Source organism: Paenibacillus sp. NPDC058898 (assembly GCF_049316025.1).
Lineage (GTDB): Bacteria > Bacillota > Bacilli > Paenibacillales > Paenibacillaceae > Paenibacillus_AQ.
On sequence record NZ_JBMOSM010000007.1, the window covers coordinates 82961 to 105571 of the forward strand.

At 38.9% G+C, this 22611-nt stretch carries 25 protein-coding genes and 1 pseudogene; 6 read left to right on the plus strand and 20 right to left on the minus strand.

Features of this window, described 5'->3' with window-relative positions; genetic code table 11:
* Positions 1-445 precede the first annotated feature (445 nt).
* A complete protein-coding gene (locus ACOZB4_RS19495) occupies positions 446-1288 on the plus strand; it encodes a sialate O-acetylesterase (protein ID WP_379405006.1) in 843 nt (280 codons plus the stop codon).
* A complete protein-coding gene (locus tag ACOZB4_RS19500) occupies positions 1285-1824 on the plus strand; it encodes a PadR family transcriptional regulator (protein ID WP_379405004.1) in 540 nt (179 codons plus the stop codon). Before ACOZB4_RS19495 ends, ACOZB4_RS19500 begins: the two co-directional genes overlap by 4 nt.
* A 385-nt stretch (positions 1825-2209) precedes the next feature.
* On the opposite strand, the gene ACOZB4_RS19505 is transcribed toward ACOZB4_RS19500, so the two are convergent.
* From ACOZB4_RS19505 to ACOZB4_RS19560, 12 genes are all read right to left on the minus strand, one after another.
* Positions 2210-2662 (minus strand): VOC family protein, encoded by a 453-nt coding sequence (locus ACOZB4_RS19505; protein WP_213644862.1) that lies wholly within the window; start codon positions 2660-2662, stop codon positions 2210-2212.
* Between the two features lie 416 nt (positions 2663-3078).
* Entirely contained in the window at positions 3079-3339 is a 261-nt protein-coding gene (locus ACOZB4_RS19510; RefSeq protein ID WP_379405002.1) for a CPCC family cysteine-rich protein, read from the minus strand.
* A gap of 246 nt (positions 3340-3585) precedes the next feature.
* Positions 3586-4044 (minus strand): GyrI-like domain-containing protein, encoded by a 459-nt coding sequence (locus ACOZB4_RS19515; RefSeq protein ID WP_379405000.1) that lies wholly within the window; start codon positions 4042-4044, stop codon positions 3586-3588.
* Positions 4045-4280: 236 nt separating this feature from the next.
* Positions 4281-5168: a toll/interleukin-1 receptor domain-containing protein gene (locus ACOZB4_RS19520; RefSeq protein ID WP_379404998.1), complete on the minus strand. Its 888-nt coding sequence runs from the start codon at positions 5166-5168 to the stop codon at positions 4281-4283.
* 206 nt (positions 5169-5374) lie between these two features.
* Entirely contained in the window at positions 5375-5947 is a 573-nt protein-coding gene (locus ACOZB4_RS19525; protein WP_379404996.1) for a class I SAM-dependent methyltransferase, read from the minus strand.
* Positions 5948-6468: 521 nt separating this feature from the next.
* Positions 6469-6978, minus strand: coding sequence for an AAA family ATPase (locus tag ACOZB4_RS19530; RefSeq protein ID WP_379404994.1), 510 nt, complete (start codon positions 6976-6978; stop codon positions 6469-6471).
* Positions 6979-7231: 253 nt separating this feature from the next.
* Positions 7232-7795 (minus strand): CHAP domain-containing protein, encoded by a 564-nt coding sequence (locus tag ACOZB4_RS19535; RefSeq protein WP_379404992.1) that lies wholly within the window; start codon positions 7793-7795, stop codon positions 7232-7234.
* 483 nt (positions 7796-8278) lie between these two features.
* Entirely contained in the window at positions 8279-8443 is a 165-nt protein-coding gene (locus tag ACOZB4_RS19540; RefSeq protein ID WP_379404990.1) for a hypothetical protein, read from the minus strand.
* A 99-nt stretch (positions 8444-8542) separates the two neighbouring features.
* Entirely contained in the window at positions 8543-9379 is an 837-nt protein-coding gene (locus tag ACOZB4_RS19545) for a carbohydrate ABC transporter permease (RefSeq protein WP_076326400.1), read from the minus strand.
* Positions 9380-9396: 17 nt separating this feature from the next.
* Entirely contained in the window at positions 9397-10335 is a 939-nt protein-coding gene (locus tag ACOZB4_RS19550; RefSeq protein ID WP_379404987.1) for a carbohydrate ABC transporter permease, read from the minus strand.
* Positions 10336-10408: 73 nt separating this feature from the next.
* Positions 10409-11710 carry an ABC transporter substrate-binding protein gene (locus ACOZB4_RS19555; RefSeq protein ID WP_379404985.1) on the minus strand — a complete coding sequence of 434 codons (1302 nt, stop codon included), beginning with the start codon at positions 11708-11710 and terminating at the stop codon, positions 10409-10411.
* A gap of 407 nt (positions 11711-12117) precedes the next feature.
* Positions 12118-13242: a GntR family transcriptional regulator gene (locus ACOZB4_RS19560; protein WP_076326636.1), complete on the minus strand. Its 1125-nt coding sequence runs from the start codon at positions 13240-13242 to the stop codon at positions 12118-12120.
* A 103-nt stretch (positions 13243-13345) separates the two neighbouring features.
* On the opposite strand from ACOZB4_RS19560, the pseudogene ACOZB4_RS19565 reads away from it, so the two are divergent.
* Positions 13346-13483: pseudogene (locus ACOZB4_RS19565) on the plus strand (transposase); the annotation flags it as partial.
* Positions 13484-13687: 204 nt separating this feature from the next.
* Here ACOZB4_RS19565 and ACOZB4_RS19570 read toward each other — a convergent pair.
* From ACOZB4_RS19570 to ACOZB4_RS19580, 3 genes are all read right to left on the minus strand, one after another.
* Positions 13688-14182, minus strand: a complete 495-nt coding sequence (locus tag ACOZB4_RS19570; protein ID WP_379404982.1) for a GNAT family N-acetyltransferase — start codon at positions 14180-14182, stop codon at positions 13688-13690.
* A 273-nt stretch (positions 14183-14455) separates the two neighbouring features.
* Entirely contained in the window at positions 14456-14926 is a 471-nt protein-coding gene (locus ACOZB4_RS19575; protein ID WP_379404980.1) for an NUDIX hydrolase, read from the minus strand.
* Positions 14927-15091: 165 nt separating this feature from the next.
* A complete protein-coding gene (locus tag ACOZB4_RS19580; protein ID WP_379404978.1) occupies positions 15092-15688 on the minus strand; it encodes a hypothetical protein in 597 nt (198 codons plus the stop codon).
* Between the two features lie 368 nt (positions 15689-16056).
* On the opposite strand from ACOZB4_RS19580, the gene ACOZB4_RS19585 reads away from it, so the two are divergent.
* Both ACOZB4_RS19585 and ACOZB4_RS19590 read left to right on the plus strand, forming a co-directional pair.
* The gene (locus ACOZB4_RS19585) at positions 16057-16410 is read left to right on the plus strand and encodes an IS110 family transposase (RefSeq protein WP_379404976.1); all 354 of its coding nucleotides are present in this window, start codon (positions 16057-16059) and stop codon (positions 16408-16410) included.
* A 505-nt stretch (positions 16411-16915) separates the two neighbouring features.
* On the plus strand, positions 16916-17263 hold the full coding sequence (locus ACOZB4_RS19590) for a transposase (RefSeq protein WP_379404974.1): 348 nt from the start codon (positions 16916-16918) through the stop codon (positions 17261-17263).
* 322 nt (positions 17264-17585) lie between these two features.
* Here the strand turns inward: ACOZB4_RS19590 and ACOZB4_RS19595 are convergent, their stop codons facing one another.
* The 3 genes from ACOZB4_RS19595 to ACOZB4_RS19605 all read right to left on the minus strand — a co-directional run bounded on the left by ACOZB4_RS19595 (position 17586) and on the right by ACOZB4_RS19605 (position 19887).
* The gene (locus tag ACOZB4_RS19595; RefSeq protein ID WP_379404972.1) at positions 17586-18512 is read right to left on the minus strand and encodes a hypothetical protein; all 927 of its coding nucleotides are present in this window, start codon (positions 18510-18512) and stop codon (positions 17586-17588) included.
* 290 nt (positions 18513-18802) lie between these two features.
* Positions 18803-19495: a hypothetical protein gene (locus ACOZB4_RS19600; protein ID WP_379404970.1), complete on the minus strand. Its 693-nt coding sequence runs from the start codon at positions 19493-19495 to the stop codon at positions 18803-18805.
* 170 nt (positions 19496-19665) lie between these two features.
* Entirely contained in the window at positions 19666-19887 is a 222-nt protein-coding gene (locus ACOZB4_RS19605; RefSeq protein ID WP_014282638.1) for a helix-turn-helix domain-containing protein, read from the minus strand.
* Between the two features lie 153 nt (positions 19888-20040).
* Between ACOZB4_RS19605 and ACOZB4_RS19610 the strand changes: the two genes are divergently transcribed.
* Complete coding sequence (locus ACOZB4_RS19610; RefSeq protein WP_379404968.1) at positions 20041-20328, plus strand: hypothetical protein; 288 nt, start codon at positions 20041-20043, stop codon at positions 20326-20328.
* Between the two features lie 195 nt (positions 20329-20523).
* On the opposite strand, the gene ACOZB4_RS19615 is transcribed toward ACOZB4_RS19610, so the two are convergent.
* The gene (locus ACOZB4_RS19615; RefSeq protein ID WP_379404966.1) at positions 20524-21438 is read right to left on the minus strand and encodes a hypothetical protein; all 915 of its coding nucleotides are present in this window, start codon (positions 21436-21438) and stop codon (positions 20524-20526) included.
* A gap of 189 nt (positions 21439-21627) precedes the next feature.
* Complete coding sequence (locus ACOZB4_RS19620) at positions 21628-22521, minus strand: GIY-YIG nuclease family protein (protein WP_379404964.1); 894 nt, start codon at positions 22519-22521, stop codon at positions 21628-21630.
* Positions 22522-22611 lie beyond the last annotated feature (90 nt).

Consider the following 22611-nt stretch of genomic DNA (forward strand, 5'->3'; position numbering starts at 1 on the left):
GGAGCCCAATCTTTATTTAAATGTATATGATCTCTGATAACGATTCCGTATTCTCGACGTCCCACAGACTTAAGCAACCGTAGCGAGCGGCCGCGATGCGGTTAGGTGGTACGGATGTATCCGGCTGACTCAACTTCTCAGCTATAAAAATTCAACTTCGAATCCTCTTCATTCTTCTGCCGGACCGAGGGCCGAATGGCCTGATGCGTGAATGTAGCGTTAGGTGAAGTAACCGGCATCTACGAGTAGCATTCACTAATTCCCCCAATTATCATGAAAAGATACTTCCCATTTATTCAGATCTTCGAACACTTTCTTCGTTGGATGATTCAATGATCTAAATCAACTATTTCTTTTGTTGCTTTATTGACTATAGTCTAATCAGACTATATAATATTCTTAGTCTAATTAGACCATAATAATGATGTAATGGAGTGAAGACTAAATGATTCAGTCATTTTTAATGTTGGGTCAGTCGAATATGGCGGGCCGTGGATTTTTGCATGATGTTGATCCTATCTATAATGAAAAAATAAAAATGCTGCGCAATGGACAGTGGCAGATGATGACTGAGCCGATTAATTACGACCGTCCGGTTTCCGGTGTAGGCCTAGCGGCGTCTTTTGCCGACACCTGGTCGAAAGCCAATCCCGATGAAGAAATTGGTTTGATTCCTTGTGCGGAAGGTGGCAGTTCCTTGGATGACTGGCATCCGGAAGGCGTCCTTTTTCAGCATGCTTTGTCCGAAGCCCGCTTCGCCCTGCGGTCCAGTCAAATCTGCGGAATCCTTTGGCACCAGGGTGAGAGCGACAGTCATCGTTCGCTGCATGAAACTTATTACGAGAAATTAACCCTTATCATCGAGACTCTAAGAAACGAATTGAATCTTGATGAGGTGCCGTTGATCATTGGCGGACTTGGTGATTTCCTTGGGAAGACCGGTTTCGGACAGCATGCGACAGAATATCAACAGGTCAATGAGCAATTACAGCACTTCGCCAATAAACAGAAAAATTGTTATTTTGTAACAGCAGCAGGTTTGACAGCGAATCCTGATGGCATTCATTTAGACGCGGTTTCGCAACGCAAATTCGGCTACCGCTATTTCCATGCTTTTTTGAAAAAGTGTCATGTCCTGGAACCCATCCCGGGGGAGGAGCAATCACTAAAAGTGAAGCGCGACTATTCGAAAACAGAACAGATTTATCTTCATAGCATGGATTTGGCTTCGGGTAAAATCACGTACGCGGAATTCGAGGCGCAGATGGTGAAGGTGATGCAGCCTTGATCCCCTTACTCATCCTTGGCTTGCTCATCCAAAACCCCGGCGCTCACGGCTACGAACTATTGGCCTTAATGGAAAAACGCCATTACAAATACATTGTAAACTTCACGAAAGGCTCGTTTTATTACAATCTGCAGCAACTTGAAGAAAAAGGTTGGATTGAACAGATTCAGCAGGATCCTTCAGCCAGTGGGCGCGAAATTCGGAACTTTAAAATCACCGAATCGGGAATGGCTGAATTCGAAAAATTAATGGTCAAATACGGCACCAAATCGGAATATGTGAACCTGCAATTTTATGGGGCGCTACTCTTTGCCGATGAATACGACAAAAACAAATTGTTGGAACTGATCCAATCGCAAATCGACCAGACTAAAACCCGAATCGCTTTCCTTGATGAATACCTGTCCAGCACACAAGAACTTCCCGGCACAATTAATTACTACCGCCGAATGAACGAAAATTCCCGTTCCCATCACCTGGTTAACTTAGAGTGGTTTGAACAATTGAAAGCAGAAATAGAGGGACCTGTTGCATAATAAAAAAGAAAGCTAATCACTTTCTTTTTATTAAGCAACGAATTCTGCCTTGTAAACTCGTCGGGAAGGAGATTTCAATTAAAAAAGCCACTCTTCATAGATATTCTGTTTATTATTTTGATTACAAGATGTGCAAACGAAGGGCGGCCGCGATGCAGTTAGATGGTGCGGATGTGTCCGGCTGAATATGCCTCCGTACTACTGAAATGCCTCTTCGAAACTACTTCTAACTTCAGCCGGACTGAGGGGCGAATACCCCGAAGTGTGAATAAAGTGTTATATGAGGCACCTGACTTCTTCGAGTTACTTTCACACTGTCTTCTGTTTCTACTTTCACTCTATTACTTTATATTCCAGTAAATGCCTTTTATAAACCGTCACCTACTTATTTGTTACCGAGTTGTTCCGCCAAACCGATTAGAAGTCCTTCGATTCCTCGAATGTAACAGAGCCGATACGAGTCCTCGTACTGAACCACTTCGCCAACGAGCTGCGCACCATACTTAGTGAGTCTGGATACCATTTCGTCAATGTCTTGAACTGTAAACATAACGCGTAGATAACCAAGGGAGTTAACAGGAGCAGTCCGGTGATCTGATATAGTAGGCGGGGTGAGAAATCTCGAAAGTTCAAGTCGGCTGTGCCCATCTGGGGTAACCATCATAGCAATCTCTACGCACTGAGAACCTAGTCCGGTTACGCGACCAGCCCATTCACCTTCGACAGTGGCTCGCCCTTCGAGGTTCAAGCCAATCTCCTCGAAGAAAGAGATCGCGTCATCAAGGGATTCTACAACGATGCCGACATTGTCCATTCTTAGTAATTTGTTTTTTATCATAGTTTTATCTCCTCGTGTACAAACTTACTATCTGATCATCTTCAATATTTTTCAAGGAATAATTATTTAATTCTAAAACAAATGCTTTGTAACAATTGTTGACAACAATAAGTAGTCATAGTATTGGAAAATGTGAAATTGGGTTCTCGGGTATGTCGTATAACGTCTTTGTATTCAAGAACTCTCACTAGCTTAAAGGGCGAATGCGACGGGTCCGACGGACTTAATTTCGCAGGGTTGTTCACTGAATCTGCTTCTCTGTCGACCACTTCTCGCGAACCAAGGGGAAAGCCTGCAGCGTATATACGTTGTTATATGTAGGTGCTGACTTCGCAGGTTTACATTTCAAGTTTTTATCTCGATTACCTCATACCTTCTTCTTTCTTCATTTTTTCTTATAAGATCTTAAAATGAATTTAGATTTCCCTTGGTCCTTCATATATATCATCTTTATTAGGTTTTCTTACGAATTGGATGCATCTCTCTTCGCATGCTCCAAATTCAAGAAAATTCGATTGTCCCTGTCTTAATGAAACCACGTTGGCTCCACCTGCAAAATCAGGATCGTCAAAATGTACTCCATCATCTTCCCAAAAACAAATCTCACAGATGTCAAACGTCCCTGGCGGTTCATTAAGTGTCTTGTAGCCACAACATGGGCAAGTATATTTAGTCATTTAATCTCGTCCTTTCGAGAACTTCAGCACTTTCATATAACGTTACTGTGTTCACGACGTCCAACTCCCTTAAGCCCGGAGGGCGGCTGTGATGCGGTTAGGGAGTTGGATGTGTCCGGCAGTATCTGCTTCCCTGCTATTGTCAACTACTTCTCTGAATCCGCTTCGAACTCCTGCCGGACCCAGGGCCGAATGGCCCGAAGGATGAAAACTTTGTTAGCTGAAGTAACTTCCTCGCTGAGAAACTTACATATTTCTTTCTACTATTGGTATATAAATATCCGCGCTATTGAATTGTTGTTCTTCTCCAAATTTAAATACTTCTAATGCCAATGATCTTACATTGTTTTCAAGACCATTTTCTTTTAAGTATTCCTGGCTTATTGCATATGGATCTTGATCTGATGATCTTACCTTGATGTATCTTTGACTAGGTACTTGAAATCCAATCATTCCAATAGGAGTCTCAGCGATCTCTTCCACTTCCATGCAGTAAATGTAAGTAAACAATATGTCGTTTGCAAAATGAGGGCAAACGTACTCTTGATCATTAATAATTCCTTTAATTTCATTTCTTCTTTCAAGAAATAGTTTGTTTGCTTCTTCCATTCTTTCTGAATCAAATCTTCCAAATACATTTGTCACCGGAACTCCAATAAAATACTTCGCTTTTAATGTAACGATTTCAATTTGATTAGTCTTCATATCATCTCTCCCATATTTAATTTAATTAATCTCTCGCAGTTATTTCAGCTAACGTTCCCGTATTCACGACGTCCAGCCGACTTAAGCGACCAACGAGAGCGGCCGCGATGCGGTTAGTCGGTGCGGATGTGTCCGCTGATTGCACTTCTTCGCTAATCGCTTCTTGCGGACCGAGGAGCCGAAAGGCTCCACTGCGTGAATATAATGTTAACCGAAGTTTCGACCTCTTGAATCTACTAGAGTTTATCTCCTTTATACCAATTGAATTTTCTTATCATCTCTATCGCAGCTTCATGTATTTCATTTCCTCTTGAAAACCTATGTGTAGAATGTTCAGACTTCTTATTTGAAGTTCCATGTTCTCGTTTAAAACTCTCCATCTGTCTCCATACAAACTCGTCACATGCATCAACAGAATTCCCAAGATAAAATTCAAAATCGCTAGCTCTCAAATGATTTGGATTATATGCATCCTGTAATGTAGCCATATAGGCATTATTATCTCCAACTAATTTAATGGACATTGACTTCTTTCCAGTTTCCGTCACAGTATGTAGAGTAATTGAATATTCATTAGCTGTTCCACCAACCCAAGTTGACCAGTTATAATCAATTGCTCTATCAACCAGCGTAGTGACCAGATCTTCAAATTCTTTAATTTTATATTTCTTCCAATCAACTATTCTAGACTTTGTAAACTTCCTCCAATTATCTTGAGTAATTGCTTCTGTCTCTTCTATACCAAATATACTTGCTAATTCTCCGAATCCCTGTTCATAATTTGTTCTAAAATCAGCAAACTTTCTATCTGATAAAAAAAGCGGTATGTCACAGTCTCTATAATAGATAGGTATTACAAATACTTTCATTAGTTGCATTTGTTTTACCCATGCGGCTCCTAATTCGCTTTTCACCCATTCTGAGCCTAACGCTTCAGGCGACAACACTATTCCAAGATATTCGTTTTCACGAATACCTTCTTCAATTCGCCATGTAATTGATTCACCTATTTTTATCTCCCACTTGTCAAACCAGACATTGATACCAATTCGTTTTAAGTCCCTAGCTAATTTTTCGACAAATGGTTTATCTAAACTAGTATGACTCAGAAAAATACTAGACAAAGTTATCCTTCTCCTTATAATAAATTTCGGCTAACGTTCTTGTATTCACGAAATGACCCAGCCTTAGATAGCTCCTATCTTAGGTCGGCTCATGTGTCGTCCGAGTTATCTTCCATGATTATACATCGGACGACCAAGGGGTGTAATCCCCACAGCGTGAATATTATGTTAGATGATGCCTCTGCCTTCTTCGAGATACTATCCAATTATTTCTTTTTTGCATCTATAATTAACGATACAAATCCCAAATTTCCGTTCTGGTTTCGATGGTCAAATCTCTTAGACCTATAGATAAATCCATTCTCTGGATTCCAGTCTTTAAAATAAAACTCCCCATCTTCATCACAATATTCTAATAACTCTACTTCAAAGCCTGCTTCCTCAAACATATTAGTTATAGTCTTATAATTATGTACTATCTTATGACTTGCTGCCGGGTGATCTAGTGGTCCTGGCCCACCAATCTTGACTATGTTCTGATACTCTTCATTTGGAAAATATCCATCAGGAACTGCACAACGAATATAACCTCCCATATTCAAATACTTGTAACAAATCTTTGCAGCTTGAACTCCTTCTTCGTAAGTCAAATGCTCCCAAACGTGCTCAGATAGTATTGCTTCAATTCTGCGATCTTTGAAACTTTGTTCCCAATCTTCTAATCTTAGTAAATCCAGTTCATCCTCTTGTGTTTGTATCCATCCTTCATAGTTCTGCGATGAAGCACCTATAATGATTTTAATTGGTTTTGTTAATGCTAAATGAGAAATATTTATCATAGATTCTTACCCTCTCTACTTAGAATTACTTAAAATAAATATTGCAGAGATTTCATCTAACGTTTTGGTATCTACGAACCCGAGAGGCTTAAGGGAGCGCATGCGACCGGGTCCGACGGACTTAGCCTAGCAGGGTTGTCCACTGAATCTGCTTCTCTGTCGACTACTTCTCGCGAGCCAAGGGCAAAGCGCCAGCGTAAATACGATGTTAGATGATGTCTTCGCCATCTCTGAAAAACTCACTTGTCGTTTATAATATTTTTAAAACACTGTACAGGACCTTCCCATCCTTCATTTAAGTATTCTTCCGTGTATCTGCCATCTGTATATTCATTTATTACATTATTCCAAAATTGATTTGCTGGGTGATTTTCCCTTAGCCAGTTGCCACTTGCGGCAGTTAGGCGGTAGGATGTATCTGCCTGATTTGCCTCCCCGAAATGCCTCAGGCAGACCAAAGGTCGGCTTGCCGATCCGCAGCGTCGAATGCAATGTTAGATGATGTCGTCGCCTACTTGGAATTACTCGGAAAAGCTCTTAAAATAGTTGTTTACTTCCTTCGGCTTTCTAAAAATAACAATATCCTTACCTCCTTTGTAATTCTCTAATATTTTAATTATTTTCATCCGTTGATTCTTCCTGAAATTCCATACGGACTTAATAAATTCATAATTAATACTTTCCGGACAATCCTTCCCCATGTATTCTTTGGTTTTACCATGATTTAAAATTCTCCTTTTTATTACCCTATAAAGACATAGATATCGTGAATAATCAAAAAAGTAAACAGTATCCACAAAAGATATTCGATAATCTATTGTCCTTGAATAGTTCCCATCCATGATATAGGTTTCTTGAAGTAATAAATCCCTAAGGATTTCATCAAACTCCTGATTACTACAACTGATCCATCCTGGTTTCCAGTAAAATGAATCCAAATGAATTACAGGTACGTCTGATGCTTTGCTAAGTCTTGATGAAAAAGTTGACTTACCAGATCCGGGACATCCAATTACTAGGACTTTTTTCATTCTTCCTCCACTGAGTAGCTTTCAATAAAAATATTGCGACGATTTCCTCTAACGTTCTGGTATTCAAGAACCCGAGAGCCTTAAGTGAGCGTAGCGAACGGGTCGAAGACTTACGCTCGCAGAGGTTGATCGCCTGATTCCGCTTCCTGGCTTCTTATCTTCTGGCGATGCCAGGGTCGAAGGCAAGGCCCACAGCGTGAATATGATGTTATGTGATGTTATCACCTTCTAGGAATAAGCTTCCAAATCCTAATTAATACGTATCAGCGATTCTAATAAACCCATTAATTTGGTCTCGTGTCCTTTGAAAAACTCCTGATTTATTATAGTAATTACCTTCTGCTGTTATTATTTTATCCTGTTCTATTTTTACTACGACTCCGATATGATCATTTAGGCCATTCCCTAAAATGTTATCAAATATTATAAGATCCCCTTGATCTGGGGTAAACGATTGATCACTTATATGATAATAGAAACCGTATAATTGTCCCCACTCTAGCCAAGCTTCAACCCACGCAAAATTACGAGATACTGGCTCATGATATCTTACAGGTAGCTTTACTCCTGATTCGATACAACAATGATATACAAATGCTGCACACCAATCGAAGCCTATACTTGGGTTCTCTCTTGGAAAATATTTAAGAATTGGTTCCAAATCTGGACCATATTTATTTTCATTCCCTATCAACGGTCTTGAAGCTAACTCTTTGGCTACATTTGCTAGAAGCTCTCTTCTACTCACCGTTTCTTCCTCCTTGGTTTCAACATTAGCGATAATTTCATATAACTTCTTTTCTACGAATTCACCCATTTCCTTCGTAGGAGCAAATATACGAATTCGCTTAATGATCCCATATATATTATTAGACGAAGAGAGGGCTAATCCTCCATCTCCGACAGGTTGCTTCTTATGGTCGGTCCAGAGGGCTTTGAATACGTTGGGAGCTGTTTAAGGCCGACATGTGTGTAAATCTCGGTTGTCTTCAGGCTAGAGTGGCCGAGGAGCTCCTGAATCTCCTTATTATTGTTTGTAATTCTTCCTCTTGGCTTCATTAAATAATACTTAATAATGCAAGTGTCAGATTGGAATTCTCCTTGAGTTTAAGTCACATTATTGAAAACCTATTTTTCGTAATTAGTTTACAATTGTATCAAATCCACAAACTATCGTTCCATCTGCCTGCGAGCCTCATTATTATGCAGAATGCATTGGTACGCAAAAAGGCAGCTTCTGCTTGACACATCGCTGCCTTTTGCTTATTAACTTTTTTCCAACGGACCTATCAATCGTTATCTACATAAAAATTGCGGTCGCCGATTTGGATATACTGCGAATTCGGCTTTCCACCTTTTCCCGGATGGACGAAGAATACGAACCGCTCATTTTGCCGTCCGCAAATTTGAGCGTAATCGTATTTCCGGAAATGCTGTATGTTCCCACGCCGCTTACGCCCCACATCCTTACGTTTAATCAAATTCAGCATCCCATCTCTGCCTTGGTCCGTCCTAACTTCCCTGGGGTTCCGCATCGCTGGAGCTTAATTCATACAAATGATGTTCAACCTTTTATACCGCTAAATGTAATGCCGCTAATAAACGTCTTTTGTAGAAAAAAGAACAAAACAATAATAGGTAATGTCATCAAGGTGGATACGGCCATTAATAGACCCCATTCGGATCCCTTTTGACTCTGAAATTGCTGCAATCCAAGCGAAACCGTGTAAGATGGTTCATTGGTTAAATAGAGCAAGGGGCCCATGAAATCAGTCCAGCTCCCCATAAATTGAAACAATGCCACGGCTAAAACGGCGGATTTGGCTAATGGAAACATGATCTGTAAATATATGCGGAACTCACTAGCGCCGTCTAAGCGGGCCGCTTCGCGTAGGGCATCAGGCAGTCCCATGAAAAACTGCCTCAATAGAAAAATGTAAATTGGCACTCCAAAAAATTGGGGTACAATCAGTGGAAGAGATGTTCCTACCCAACCTAATTTAGTAAACAACAGGAATAGAGGAATCATCGTCACCTGTCCGGGAATCATCATAACAGCGAGGGTAACAAAGAAAAGTATGCCTCTCCCACGGTACTCTAACTTGGCAAAACTATATGCAACCAAGGGACAGGATATGATCACACCAAGCGTACTAACGATTGTTATAATCGCCGTGTTTTTCAGATATGTCCAGAAAGGGATATACTCAACGGCACGGGAATAATTACTCCACAGAATTGGATGCGGAATCCACTCTGGTGGGAATGTAAAGACTTGTGTGAGTGGTTTAAGAGAAGTCGAAAGCAGCCAAATGAACGGAATAATGAAAAATGCAGACGCAACAATTAGACATAAATAGGCTAACGCACGATTGATTCTTTTGATAGCGATAGGATTCATCCCTTACTTCCTCCTCCTTATTTCCCTTGATAATGAACCCAGCGTTTAGACGTAATAAAAATAATTCCGGTTAATACCATAACTATAACAAATAAGATCCAGGCCATTGCGGAGGCATAACCCATTTTGAAATACCTGAATCCGTTCTCATATAAATACATGACGTAAAAAGTCATGGAATTTGCAGGAGTTCCTTGCCCTTTGGTCAACGTATAGGGAAGAGTGAACTGTTGGAATGCACCGATCATTCCCATGACAAGGTTGTAGAAAATAACGGGAGTGAGCAAAGGCAGAGTTACCTTTCTCGTTTTCTGAAACCAGTTAGCTCCATCGATTTGCGCCGCTTCATAGTACTCATCAGGGATGTCTCCTAATCCAGCAAGGTAGATGACGACGGCTTGCCCAATACCCCAAAGCGACATCAAGATGAGTGAAGGCTTGGACCAAGCTTCACCACCAAGCCAAGGAGGCCCATCGATACCGAAATGCGCTAACATCCCATTTACCAATCCGAAGTTTGGATGTAACAGCCACATCCACAGAACAGCCAAAGCCACTTGTGGCACAAGTGTAGGTAGGAAAAAGATCGTTCTGAATACAGCCATCCCTTTGACCTTCATATTCAACATCATAGCAAGTGCCACACCGAAAAATATACTTAATGGAACAAAAAATACGGTGAAATAAATCGTGTTGTATATAGATTTCCAAAATAAAGGATCATGGAAAAGATCTCTATAATTATTCATTCCGACAAATTCACCAGGCTGCAGAATGCTGTAAGTCGTGAAGCTGAAGTAGATGGACATTAGCATCGGAATTGCATAAAAGCATAGCAGCCCTATAGCCCAAGGTGAAGCAAACAGCCACCCAATCACGTTAGTTCTGCGGAGTGCTCGTTGTTTCCTTGCCGATGGAATTGCGTTTACTTGAACTGATTCGGCCAGTTTCGCCATGTGCATTCTCCTTCCAATTGTCATTCATTAATAGGCAAGGAGAGAGAGGTTCGCTCCCTGCCTACCGAGCACCCTATTTGTCGTATTTTTCTAAAGCCTTATTAACAGTCTCTGTTACTCTATCCAGGTTCTCTTTCGGAGTACCGTTACCGCGGGTAGCCTTTTCCGTTGCGGAAGCTAACTCATTCCACAGCAGTTGTCCTTCAGGAATAACTGGGCGGTTATGTGAATTGGGTAAAATATTGATAAATTCTTTCATAATCGGATCGTCCTTGTAACCGTATTTGACGTTAACCGAATCGATAATCGAAATTTGAGAGTCAGCGTTTAATAACGTTTGCCCCTCTTCTTTCCCTAAGAATTCGAGGAATTTCCAAGCAGCAGCGACGTTCTTGGCGCCTTTAGGGATAATAGCGGACCCTCCTCCCGACCATGTCGTAAAATTAGTACCTGTTGGGGTCGGTATTGGTGCAACACCGTAATTTAAATCCGGCTTAAATTTTTCGATACCCTTCACCGTGAAGTTTCCACTTATCTTCATGCTGATTTGACCGGAAATGAACGGATCCATTTCCTCCGAACCAGCTGCGCTTGTGAATCCGGCAATATCCTCGACATTGTATTTTTTGCCGAAGTCGGTCATCCATTGCAGCGCTTCAACAACTTTAGGATCATTTGCGGTAATTTTGCCGGTGGCAGCGTCCTGGAATTCTCCTCCAAATGCCCATCCCCAAGTATACAGCCAGCCTTGCGAATACCATGGGATGAACCCGATCCGTTTGAAACGTTTACCTTCCTTGATGGTCAACTTTTCGGCGGCCGCTTCAAGCTCGGCGATCGTTTGTGGTGGTTTGTTGGGATCCAGCCCTACTTCTTTGAAATGATCCTTATTGTAAAATAGCAGGCGAGAGTCCGTATCCATCGGCATTGCATAAAGCTTTCCTTGATAACTGGACTCCTCCCAAGCAAATGGGTAATACATTTCCTTGGTAATTCCGGATTCTGCTGCCATCGAGGATAAGTCAGTCAGAGAACCTTGCGCAGCCCAAGTACCGACCTTAAACCGGTCGAAAAGTGCAACGTCAGGAGGATTGCCGCCTGCGACTGCAGTTAGCAGCTTCTGATCGGATCCCTCGCTGGATTCCGTATAAACCAATTTCATTTTGATGGTAGGGTTTTTCTCCTCAAATGCCTTCACGACTTTATTCATATTATCTAAATCAATCGAGGTAAGACCATGCCACATCGTAACCGTTGTAATCCCCTCTCCCGCCTGATCGCTTGAGCCTCCCTTCGTTGAGCAAGCGGTTACAATTAATAACATAGCCAGAAAGTAAACAAGAATTGGAAATGCGAATTTTTTGGATCTCCTCATTCAAAGTCCCCCTTAGTTAAATTAATTAGTTCACCTTGAATTCCTATAAAACTCACTTCATTTTTCTGATTCACATTTACATGTACATAATAGAAACATAGTCAAATTTAGATATATGTAAGCGTTAACATGATTGGTGATATGAACTATTAAAACAGAAAATGAGGAACGAAGTGAATTTGTTATAAGGAATCTACTGGTTATACTAAGTATGTTAATATGACATCACGTGATGTGTCAATTGCAATATTACGACATAAAAATTCATAATGCATGGCTATAATTAGATATAAATCGACTTTTCGAGGTTTATTGATAACTTAAAAAAGTGCCGAAAAGCCCCCGGGGACTTCTCGGCACATTGAACAAGCGATATCCTTGCTTTTGTTGAACTGCTTTCTATTATCCTATCCGTTATTTTTCACGATCATACGATGTTCAATGATGTTCAGCTCGGGAACTGCTGTTCCATGCAACTGAGAGATTAGCATATCCACGGCTAATTCACCCATCTGCTTCTCATCCTGCTCAATATGAGTGAAGATGGGTTGACCCAGGTGATCGTTCAGGGAGTCGAAACAAACAATCTCGAATTCCTCCAGAGATTTCCCCATCGAGTTGATGACCTGAGCCAGCATGGTAGCTATTAGAAATTCCGACGCGACAAACGCCTTTACATCAGGGTGTTGTTTTAAAAAATGCTTTACTGTTTCTTTATCACTTTCAATCGCTGTTCCGTTTATGTTCATGGGAAGGGTGCCCTTCAAGTTCGTCAATAAATAATCTTTGTTCAAGTTCATTCCTTCTTGGGTGAAGGCAAACGTATATCCGAGCAGCCTTTCCTCCAATGTTGAAGTGTTCTCTTCCGGCGGAGATAAAAAGGCAATTTTTTTATGACCTTTGTTAATCAGATGGCGCGTAAGATCCATGGCTGCTTTCTTATTGTCTGTGTAAACCGAACAAACCGGAATTCCTTTTAGATATCTATCGACCAGCACAATTGGAAACCGATCCAATACAAGACGAAGCAGCTCCGAATTATAGTGTTGACCATGAATGGGGGTCACGATTAATCCTTTGATTCCTAAACGAATAAATAAGTCGATCGCGCGTTTTTCCTCATCCCGATCCCCACAAGTTCGCTTGATAATGAGTTGATAATTGTGCTCAGCACTCCGTTTTTCCATCGATCTAAGAAGTTGTAGGCCGAACTCGTCAGAAAAATTCGGTATAATAAACCCGATCAACCGCTTATCATCCTCAGAAACCAAGGTCGTTCTTACCTCTGAATAGTGCTTCGGTTCTTGTCCTCCAATTATACCATCGGCCACATAAGAGCCTTTTCCTTGTATTCGTTTGATAACCCCAGAATCCGCCAATTTCTCCAGAGCCTTTTTGGATGTAATACGACTGACGCCAAATTTTTCAGCCAACTCTTTTTCAGAAGAGACTCGATCTCCTTCTTTTAATCGGCCTTCTTTAATCTCTTGTACAATATAGATATATATCTGCTCGTATAAATGCAATTCCACAAAACCACCCTGACATCATAATATTAATATACTAAGTATATTACACGAGAATTAATTCGCAAACTTAATCATCGATAATATCATCTTTCATGAGAAATAACGTGGAAATAACACTGTCTTAATCAAACGGAAAAGATCTCGTTATCATGGGGACTTAACCATCTCCCTTATGGAGATGGTGATCAACGGGGTCTCCACTCGCAACGTTACTCAGATTACCGACGAACTCTGTGGCATGGAACTATTTATTTGACATCGGCATTTCGCCTAACGTTCTTGTATTTATGAACCCTCACCGACTTAAGCGACCAACGGGAGCGGCCGCGGTGCAGTGTTGTCGCCTTAATCCTCCCTCAGTCCCAGCTCCTGGCAACCAAGGGCGGCATAGCCGCCCAACAGCGCGAATGGGTTGTTATGCGATAACAGTGCCATCTTCAAATAATCATCAGGTTCTTTCAATGCTATATACAGCCTGCTCTGCTCCAAATCTCATTAGTCTGTTCTCAAGTTTCATGCCAACCTTCTCTAGCAACTTACACGAAGAAGCATTGGCGGTTTGAGTTTCAGACACTAACTTAGGTAGATCTATTTCCGTGAATGAATAATCAATCATTCTTCTAACAACTTCTGTAGCATATCCATTACCCCAATGTAGAGGAAGGAATTCATAAGATAACTCGATGTTCTTTCCGTCATGATAACGGTCTAACGAAACAAAACCAATAAATTGATCGTCCTTGATTAATCGTACACACCAAAAATAAACTCCTGGCATCTTTGATTTACTCAATACCTCTTCAAACTTCTTCTTAAGTAGTAACTCATCGTCTGTTGTTCCTCCTAAGTATCTTCTTACCAGAGGATCTTTGTAAATTTGTATCACATCATCGAGATCTCCCGAAGCCAATTTTATTAGTTTACATCTTTGAGTAACTATCATAAAGTCCTCCGATTTTCATTTATATTAGGTTTTTACTGATTTCACATAACGTTCAGGCATTTCACGAACCCTCACTGGTTTAAGCTGCTGGCCGATTCCCACAGGATCAGGCCGCCGGGTCGAAGACTTTACCTGTGCTGGGTTTTCCCCTGAGCTTACTCCTATGTTTCGCCTCGGGAGACCGAGGAAGGCTGCAACGGCCCGATACGTGAATGTGGAGTTATACGACGGTCTCTCTTCATTGAACAGCTTACATAGTTGTTCTTTTTGATTTTATATAGTTCTAATGTGCTCAACATTGCTAATTCTCTCTGAATGATTCGCAAGCAATAGGTCCAATAATCCATCCGGTACTAGTTTTTCCTGTTCATTATTCTCGAATTCATTAATTGATTTCCAAACTGCTTTATATGGATTTATACCTTCTATGCCTTCGATAACTTCTCTTTTGTATAAGTCATTATCAACAAGATCGGCTTCATAAATGAAATCTACTTCATGACCTATCTGATCCAAGTATGTAAATAGGTTTTCGATGACAAACTTTAGCTTGGGTTCTTGTATTTCGGCATTTAATTCTTCTTTTACTTCTCGAATTATCGTCTCTTTACTATTCTCACCATACTCAACCGTTCCACCAACCGGCCGATAAAAAGTCTTGTTTACGGCTTTATCATATGTTTCTTCAACTAATATTTGATCGCCTCTTCGAAATAGACACAATGAAACGGTCCTAATGATCATTCAATGATTCCTTTCTATGTTTTTCTATTTATTTTAGAGACTGTCGTATAACGTTCCCGTATTCACGACGTCCGACCAAGTCGGATGTGTCCGGCTCCTGCCGGACCCAGGGCGTATGCCCGCAGCGTGAATATTATGTTATGCGAAGTTCTTATCTTCATTGAACTACTTACTAGTTTCTTCACTCTCAGCTTTTGCAATAATTGCTTCTGATTTATAATCTTTTGTTCTTCTCATGTGCTTTTTATAAGATGAAAATGATGAGTAAACAAAATAAAAATAAAATACCGGAAATCCTATACCTAGGTACATTAACAAGTCACCCAACAATATTCCTGGAGGAAAAAAGGGTATTTCTTTATTGATGCTAGCATTACTATTTGTGTAAATACCTAATAAAAATATTATTAAAGGTATCGGAGAGAGGGATTTAAATATATCTAATTTAGTTTTGCTTATTTCTGAAAAAGCTGCTGCCTCTACGGCATACGCTTCTAAGGTAGCATAAGCAAACTTTTCTTTTTTAATTTCTCTAATAGTTTTTCTATCTTCTAAGTACTCTTTAATATCTAAATAATCCTTGTAACACATACCAATTAATAAAAGTATGTACATCAGCCAAAATTGAGTTGAAAAGATGAATTCAAATAAATTTGGAAAAAAGAATTTTCCTAAACGGGCTACCACCATCATTAAAAATATTTTAAGCATAAAAGAAATACTTGCTTTGAATAAATAAGCTCTGACTGCATAGGAGTTCATAATCTCATCCTTTTATAAGAATTTCGCATAACGTTCTTGTATTCACGAACCCCGAAAGGGTAGTCTGCTGAAATCCCTCTCTGAAATCCTTCCCGCAGACCAAGGCTCCAAAGGAGCCGCTGCTTGAATATTATGTTGGTATATTAAGCACATCCCAATTCATCGGGGGGAGCTTTTTCTTTTATACTTAAAAGATTAGCACTGGGTTAAGAACGAATACGGTGTTGGGACTTAGATCTCGGCGTATAAAGTGTTTCAGCCCTTGCAATGTTCATACCCCGATTTAGCTGGTTGGGCTTCGAGCCCGTATCACCGTGCCAACCTGTGGAGAGCATCTGCTTTGGGTCCTAGTGTTCTAAGGAGGTCATATGAATCAACCTGTTCTAAGTATCGATATTGCGAAAGGGAAGAGTGTTGCCGCTGCTTTCTCATCTTATGGTAGTCTAGTAAAAAAGCCTTTTTCATTCTCTCATTCTCCGGATGATATTTCAGCTCTTCTTCCTTTGCTTGAGCAACTTGAAGAATCTACAACTCAGCGCCCAGCTATTGTCATGGAGGCTACTGGCAACTATTCGAAACCAATTGCTTCATTCTTTTTTTCTAAAGGTTATCCCGTCGTCATGCTGAATCCCTTAACGACTCACGAGCTTAAGAAGCGCTCTACTCGTAAGGTTAAGACGATCCCATTGATGCGATTCGAATTGCTAATGCATTCTATTTAGGCGAAGGTACTCCGCTATTTCAAACCGACGAAGACGTAAATGAACTTCGGTTTCTTTGCCGACAGTATTCCATTTGGATGGCTAGCCTTGGCGAGATTCAGCTTCAATTTCGAACCATCTTGGACTTAGCTTTCCCTGGCTATGACAAAGCGTTTCAAAACATTTTCAACCCGTCATCCCTTCAATTACTTGCCAGATTCCCTTCGCCTTCAGCTCTTCTTGCCGCCGATAAAGAGGAAGTATTGAGGATCCTTATCCATAACCGTAGGGGGCGCATATGGAATGAGAATAAGTACGCGCAGCTAATGGAGATTGCTCGCAACAGCCTGCCTGATCCGTACGGATCTCAGGCGCACCAATTTGCTATGCAGAATTATATGAATCTATTAAAGTCTTACCAGGATGGAATTTCAACCCTCGAACAGCAAATGGAAACCTTGGCTCTAAGATCTCATGCTACCACTTATTACGCTCGATTCCTGGAGTAGGACCGATTACTGCAGCAATGATTCACGCTGAAATTGGGGACATAAAAAGGTTCCCTTCCGTGAAACAGTTGACCGCTTTTGCTGGGCTGGATTCATCTGTTTACGAGTCAGGAACCTTTAAAGCAAATCAGAATCGCATTTCAAAACGGGGATCTGCTTATCTCCGTACGGCGCTCTACCAAGCAACAGTAGGTGGAATTTCCAAGCAAGTTCACGGTCCACGAAATCCAATTCTATCGCGATATTACCAGCAAAAACGCCTTGAAGGCAAACCCGCTAAAGTTGCAATTGTAGCTGCTTCCAACAAACTTTTGCGCATAATTTACGGAATTTTGAGTAGCGACGCGCCTTTTCAGGATAACTAACGAACATTGTTAGGTATATTTTACCATTAACCTACTTCTAGGAGTAGGCTTATTTGAGTCTGCATTTATTGGAGTTGTGAAATCTTAACTTTACTAACTCTTGACTTTGATTAGCTGGTTTATACGACGGAGTCACTTCTTGAATCTGCCTTCACTATAGTCATCAGAAGCATACTCAATTAAATCAGTTCATTTGTTAAATGTATCGCAAAACTTGAATTAGATTTCCAGCTTTATTGTTTCTATATTCTGTTATCCTTAATAGCTTATTAATTGAATTCCCTTTCATATATGTGAGATTTACAATTTCAATTGAAATCATTCATTCTTCCATAATAGTAATTTTCTTATTTCTATGATCGACTTCGATTCTGCATTGAGCATCCATATTTAAAATATGACCTTGCGAATCTTTAATAATAGATAAATATTTCCCCCAACGAAATCTCACTATTTCTTGTACTTTTCCATTTGGTAAATTTATGGTTTTTCTCTCAATCAATGATTTCTCAGGAAAATTTATTTGATATTCTTCGAGTGGGTAAGGAAATTTAGAATCCCTTACTGATCCACTGTAATCAACTTCATAATACGCTGTAGCGCCATCTTCAAAAATATATTCTACATAGGCCAATTCATTCGTCAGCATGTAGTTAATTGATGCTCCACTTTCAATTTGTATTTTATATTTTTTCCCGAATTCGAAAGATTCAGAATTTAAGCCTGTTACTATGTTTGGTTCGACTTTCTTTTCTTTTGTAGAAGCTTGATTATCTATAACCAACCCGGTAATAAGTTCTTCTAAAAAAGATAATTTTTCTTTAAGTTCTTTATGATTTTTTTCCGAGTCAGTTATGTGTTTTTTTTCGCTCAATACCTTATCTAGCTTCCAGCTCTTCTTTATTTCCAATTGCAACATATCAATAAATTTTCTAACTCCTACAAGAATTTCTGCTTTGTCAATTCCTATTCCATTTAAAACAAAATCTTCTTCTCGAAGCTCCTTAGATCCGTAGAAAATACTTTGAATCAACAGTTCCCAGTTTTTTTCGACAGACAAAAAACTGCTCTCTTTAGTCCCATAGTCTTCAACGTATTTATTAAAAAAGTCAGCCGATACAGTGTTAATAGCAGTTATAAATAGTTGAATTACTTCTTCATCTTCTTGTTTAAAATATTTTTTTATTAACTTCTCCAAAGAATTATAAGCTCCATTTCCTAAAACACCAGTTAATATTCCTTCGATCATGTTATCTTCTCCATTTGTATTGACGAATCAAAGCACTTGTCTGTCCAAATCCAACTTACGAACCCAAGATCAAACACTTAGATCGCCTTATTATTATTTTTTAGACTCTGTCGTATAACGACATTCTTGACGTTCAAACGGCTTAAGGTGCTTAGCACCGGGTCGTCAGACTTAGCCGTTTGGATGTGTCGCCTGTTCCACTTCTCAGAAAATCCCCTTGGCGACCAAGGAGCGAAAGCGACGAAGCAGGAATGTTCTGTTATACGAAAGACTGTTCTACATTGAAATATCTAAGTTCTTATTGCATTATAGACAATTACTCCTAGGCTACTAATAAAAGCTTCTTTTTTAAAGTCATCAGCTGTACTAATCCAAGTTAATCCTTTCATACCAACAAACCCAAATGATTTTAATCTTTCAATAGATGCTAAAAGCATATATCTATCAACTGAATGAACAGCTATATTCTCAATTTCATCCGTCTCTTTAGTGGACAAATATTCAAGAACATCTATATCAATAGATTGCATTGAATCTAAGCATTCTGAGAAATAGCAAAACGTTTCCCAATCGTATCTTTCTTGTATATGACCTATAAATAGCTTAGCAAACAAAACAGATCTTTGTTCAGTCCTTAATTTATCAACTATTAATATAATTTGTTCTGTAACCTTGTAATTAAACTTATGATCAGTAGTAAGCTTATGTTTAAATTCCAAAAAATTATCTGTTGAATTTCTCGAATGAAATTCTCTCAAAAAGCAAAGTACTTTCTTGGTGAAATGAAGTTGTTTTATAGAGATTCCTAACCTTCCCAAGGATACTATGCTCTTTACTATTGGTATTTCATTGGCAATATTATCACTTATTATTGAATCCAGTGCTATCTCACTGTAATCAATAGTTAAATCCAAGCTAGTATTTATCAATTCTTTAGAAAATACTTCATTTAATGATGCACCTTGTAATTCATTTTCAGTCATTTTGTATTCTCCTTTCACAGTCTTTCGTATAACGTTTCCATGAAACCCGCTAGAGGTTGTCTACTGAAATGCCTCCTCGAAATCCTTCCAGCAGACCAAGGCTCAGGAGGAAGCCGCTGCTTGAATATTATGTTATACGACGTAATCGCTTCTCAAATCTAACTTCACTATTAGTTTTCTTTGGGTACATACTCAATTAAATCTGATAATTTGCAGTTAAATGTATCGCATAGCTTGAATAAAGTTTCCAACTTTGTTGTTTCTATATTCGTTTCTCTATATAACTTGTTGATTGAGTTCCGACTTAAGCCCGATCTCACCATCAATTCTGTTATATCATCTATTCGATGTTCTGCCATGAGTTCTCGTATATTGCACTTGATTACGTTCATCTTTTCCCCTCCATAGTTCTATCTTATCTTCCACATTAGTAATCATCAACGAAAAGCGAAGTTTTAACTCTATAAAGTCAAATATTCACCTTGTAATTAACTTTATAGGGTTATACAATAACTCTATAGAGTTAATTGAAGGAGGAATATTATATGATTAATACATTAGAATCATTAACAGAACCGCTTATAAGAATACGTCTAGAATTACTCTATACTAAGCTTCTGGAATGTCATACGGAATACAATCGGCTTTCTGCGGAGACAGATCAATACTTAAAAACACTTCGTGATGCTTTGCCCGATCAACTTCAACATACGGTTTTTCTTTACGAAGACGCTCAAATTACTCTTCAATCCATCCTAGAAAGAAGTATCTACATACAAGGTTTCAAAGATGCTCTACAACTATTTAGTGAACTGCAAAATTCTAGTATTTAGAGGGCCATATGACCCTCTTTTCTATTGTTTTTGATTTTGTCGTATAACGTTCTTGTATTCACGAAACGCCTCAGCCTTAGATAGCTCTTATCTTAGGCTGGGGCGTTTGTTGTCTGATCATCTTCCATTATTACACATCTGACAACCAAGAGACGGTAGTCTCACACCGTGAATACGGGGTTATGCGGAGTACAACTACTTCTTGAATTTACCTTCGTAAATATTACCTGTTATTTCTACGTTAGCTGAATTAAGAATTCGGCTTGGAAAATCATTATTTGCATTAATTACCCATGGCCATAATGGGTTTGTTTGATCTTTCGTTGATCTTTCATCAAAAAAGAATTTAATAACATCTTCTGAGACATTACATAAATCAAAAATGTTTTTGTTAAAATATTTCTTGTAAAAATTAGTATGGTTTACTGATTTCTGGTGTATAATTTCATTTCTATATTCTTCAAATTGATTATATCCAGTCCACAATTGTAGTTGCTTTATAGGTTTTGTTTCATAAATCGAGACTAGAATTTCACTAAGTTTTACTTTTAACGATAACCACCTCTCTATGGCTTCTTTATCATAGATTTCATTAATTCCCTTGGAGTTTTTTTCACTGTATAGATAATCATCAGGTATGCTGAGATTAACAAATGCCTCCAATGCAGTATAACCAAATACTATACTTGTTTGTATCAATTCAATATAATCAAAAATCACTTGAGATTTATGTGTTAGATTATCTATTCGGTCATTTCTTTCATCAATAGCAAAATGATTTACCTTGTCTGGATTGATCTTTTCATTATAAATTGATTTAGCTTGCATTAATGACTTGTTCGATACTGAAAGCAAAAGTCCAACGCTATTAGGAGAAAAATACTCAAGTGTATTTTTTCTTCCGTTTATTTTTGTATTAAACTGAATCGAGTCGATTTCCTGAAAAACTGCTGATCCTGATTCTTCATAGCTTCCAAGAGGATCACTTTGAAAATAAATTGGCTTGTTAGTTCTTATATCAATTAATTTATAATCCTCTTTTTTAACACAAACAATTAAATAATCTTTTTCTTTTTTTCTTTCAGTAGTCATTTGCTTTTGTTTTTTCATTGTTTCCCCTCTTCATTTAGTTGTATTTCGCATAACGTTTCTGTATTCATGACGTCTGACGAAGTCGGATGTGTCTGCTGAAATCCCTCTCCGAAATGCATCTCGCAGACCAAGGCTCCAAGGGAGCCGCTGCTTGAATATTATGTTAGATGATGCCCTCGCATCTCTGAAAAAGCAAAATGATAAGTCTTATAGTCTATTTTCATATTCGTCTAAGCTTAACCCACTTTTTAGTTTCCATTCTTTTCTCCCATTCATTGAACTATTTCTCACAATAGCCGCTGCTGCAGATGGAGATTTAAAGTCAACGTCCCTACATAATTTAAAATAGCTTTCACTCTCTGAATGCTCAAAAAATCCATCCTCTTCGAGTTGATTTCTTAGTTTCGCATAATTATGACTGGCAAAGCTATTGACATGATCTTTTCGAATGTATGAACCTGCTAACAGTCTATATGTTCCTTCTATAATCATAAGCTTTGCTTCTTTAGCCATCTCACCTTTAGCTCCAGGAACATTCAAATAAAAAGTGTCGCTTTCTTGCCTGCTATTGTTATTAATATTTTGATTGGTTGTCTGAGTCTTAGTAAAATCAATAATACCTAAATTGTTAAGTACAAAGATAATATTCTCATTAAAATCACTCATGTCATCGCATTCAGAAATAGGCAGCTTTGAACCTGGTGGTGTGTTTCCATTAGTTGTCTCAATAGTAGTCTTATTTTTAACTGCAATATCGTAAAGTTCTCTTTCAAGATATCTGACGTGAGACTTTGTTAAATTAGTATCTTTACTAATAAATATTACAAAATCGCTCCACCAATCCTTTTTCTTAAACTGCTCAGATATTCGTCCATTTACTTCGTCAGCCTCTCCAACATATATCTTCTTTTGATAAGAATCCTCTACTTCAGAAATCAATATATAGATACCAGGAGAAGACAACTCTTCGATACTTTGAAGCATCTGAACATGTTTTCTTTGTCCAATATATGCTTTACCTGTCCAATTACTAAGCTCAGCTGTTTTCAAATTCTTATATTTATCACCCATAATATACAGCTTGATGGATTTTCCTCTCATCTACTAACCTCCATAGCTTTCAAACATGTTTTATATCTTCTTTAATATATAGAGGATTTCATCTAACGTTTATGTATTCATGACGTCCGA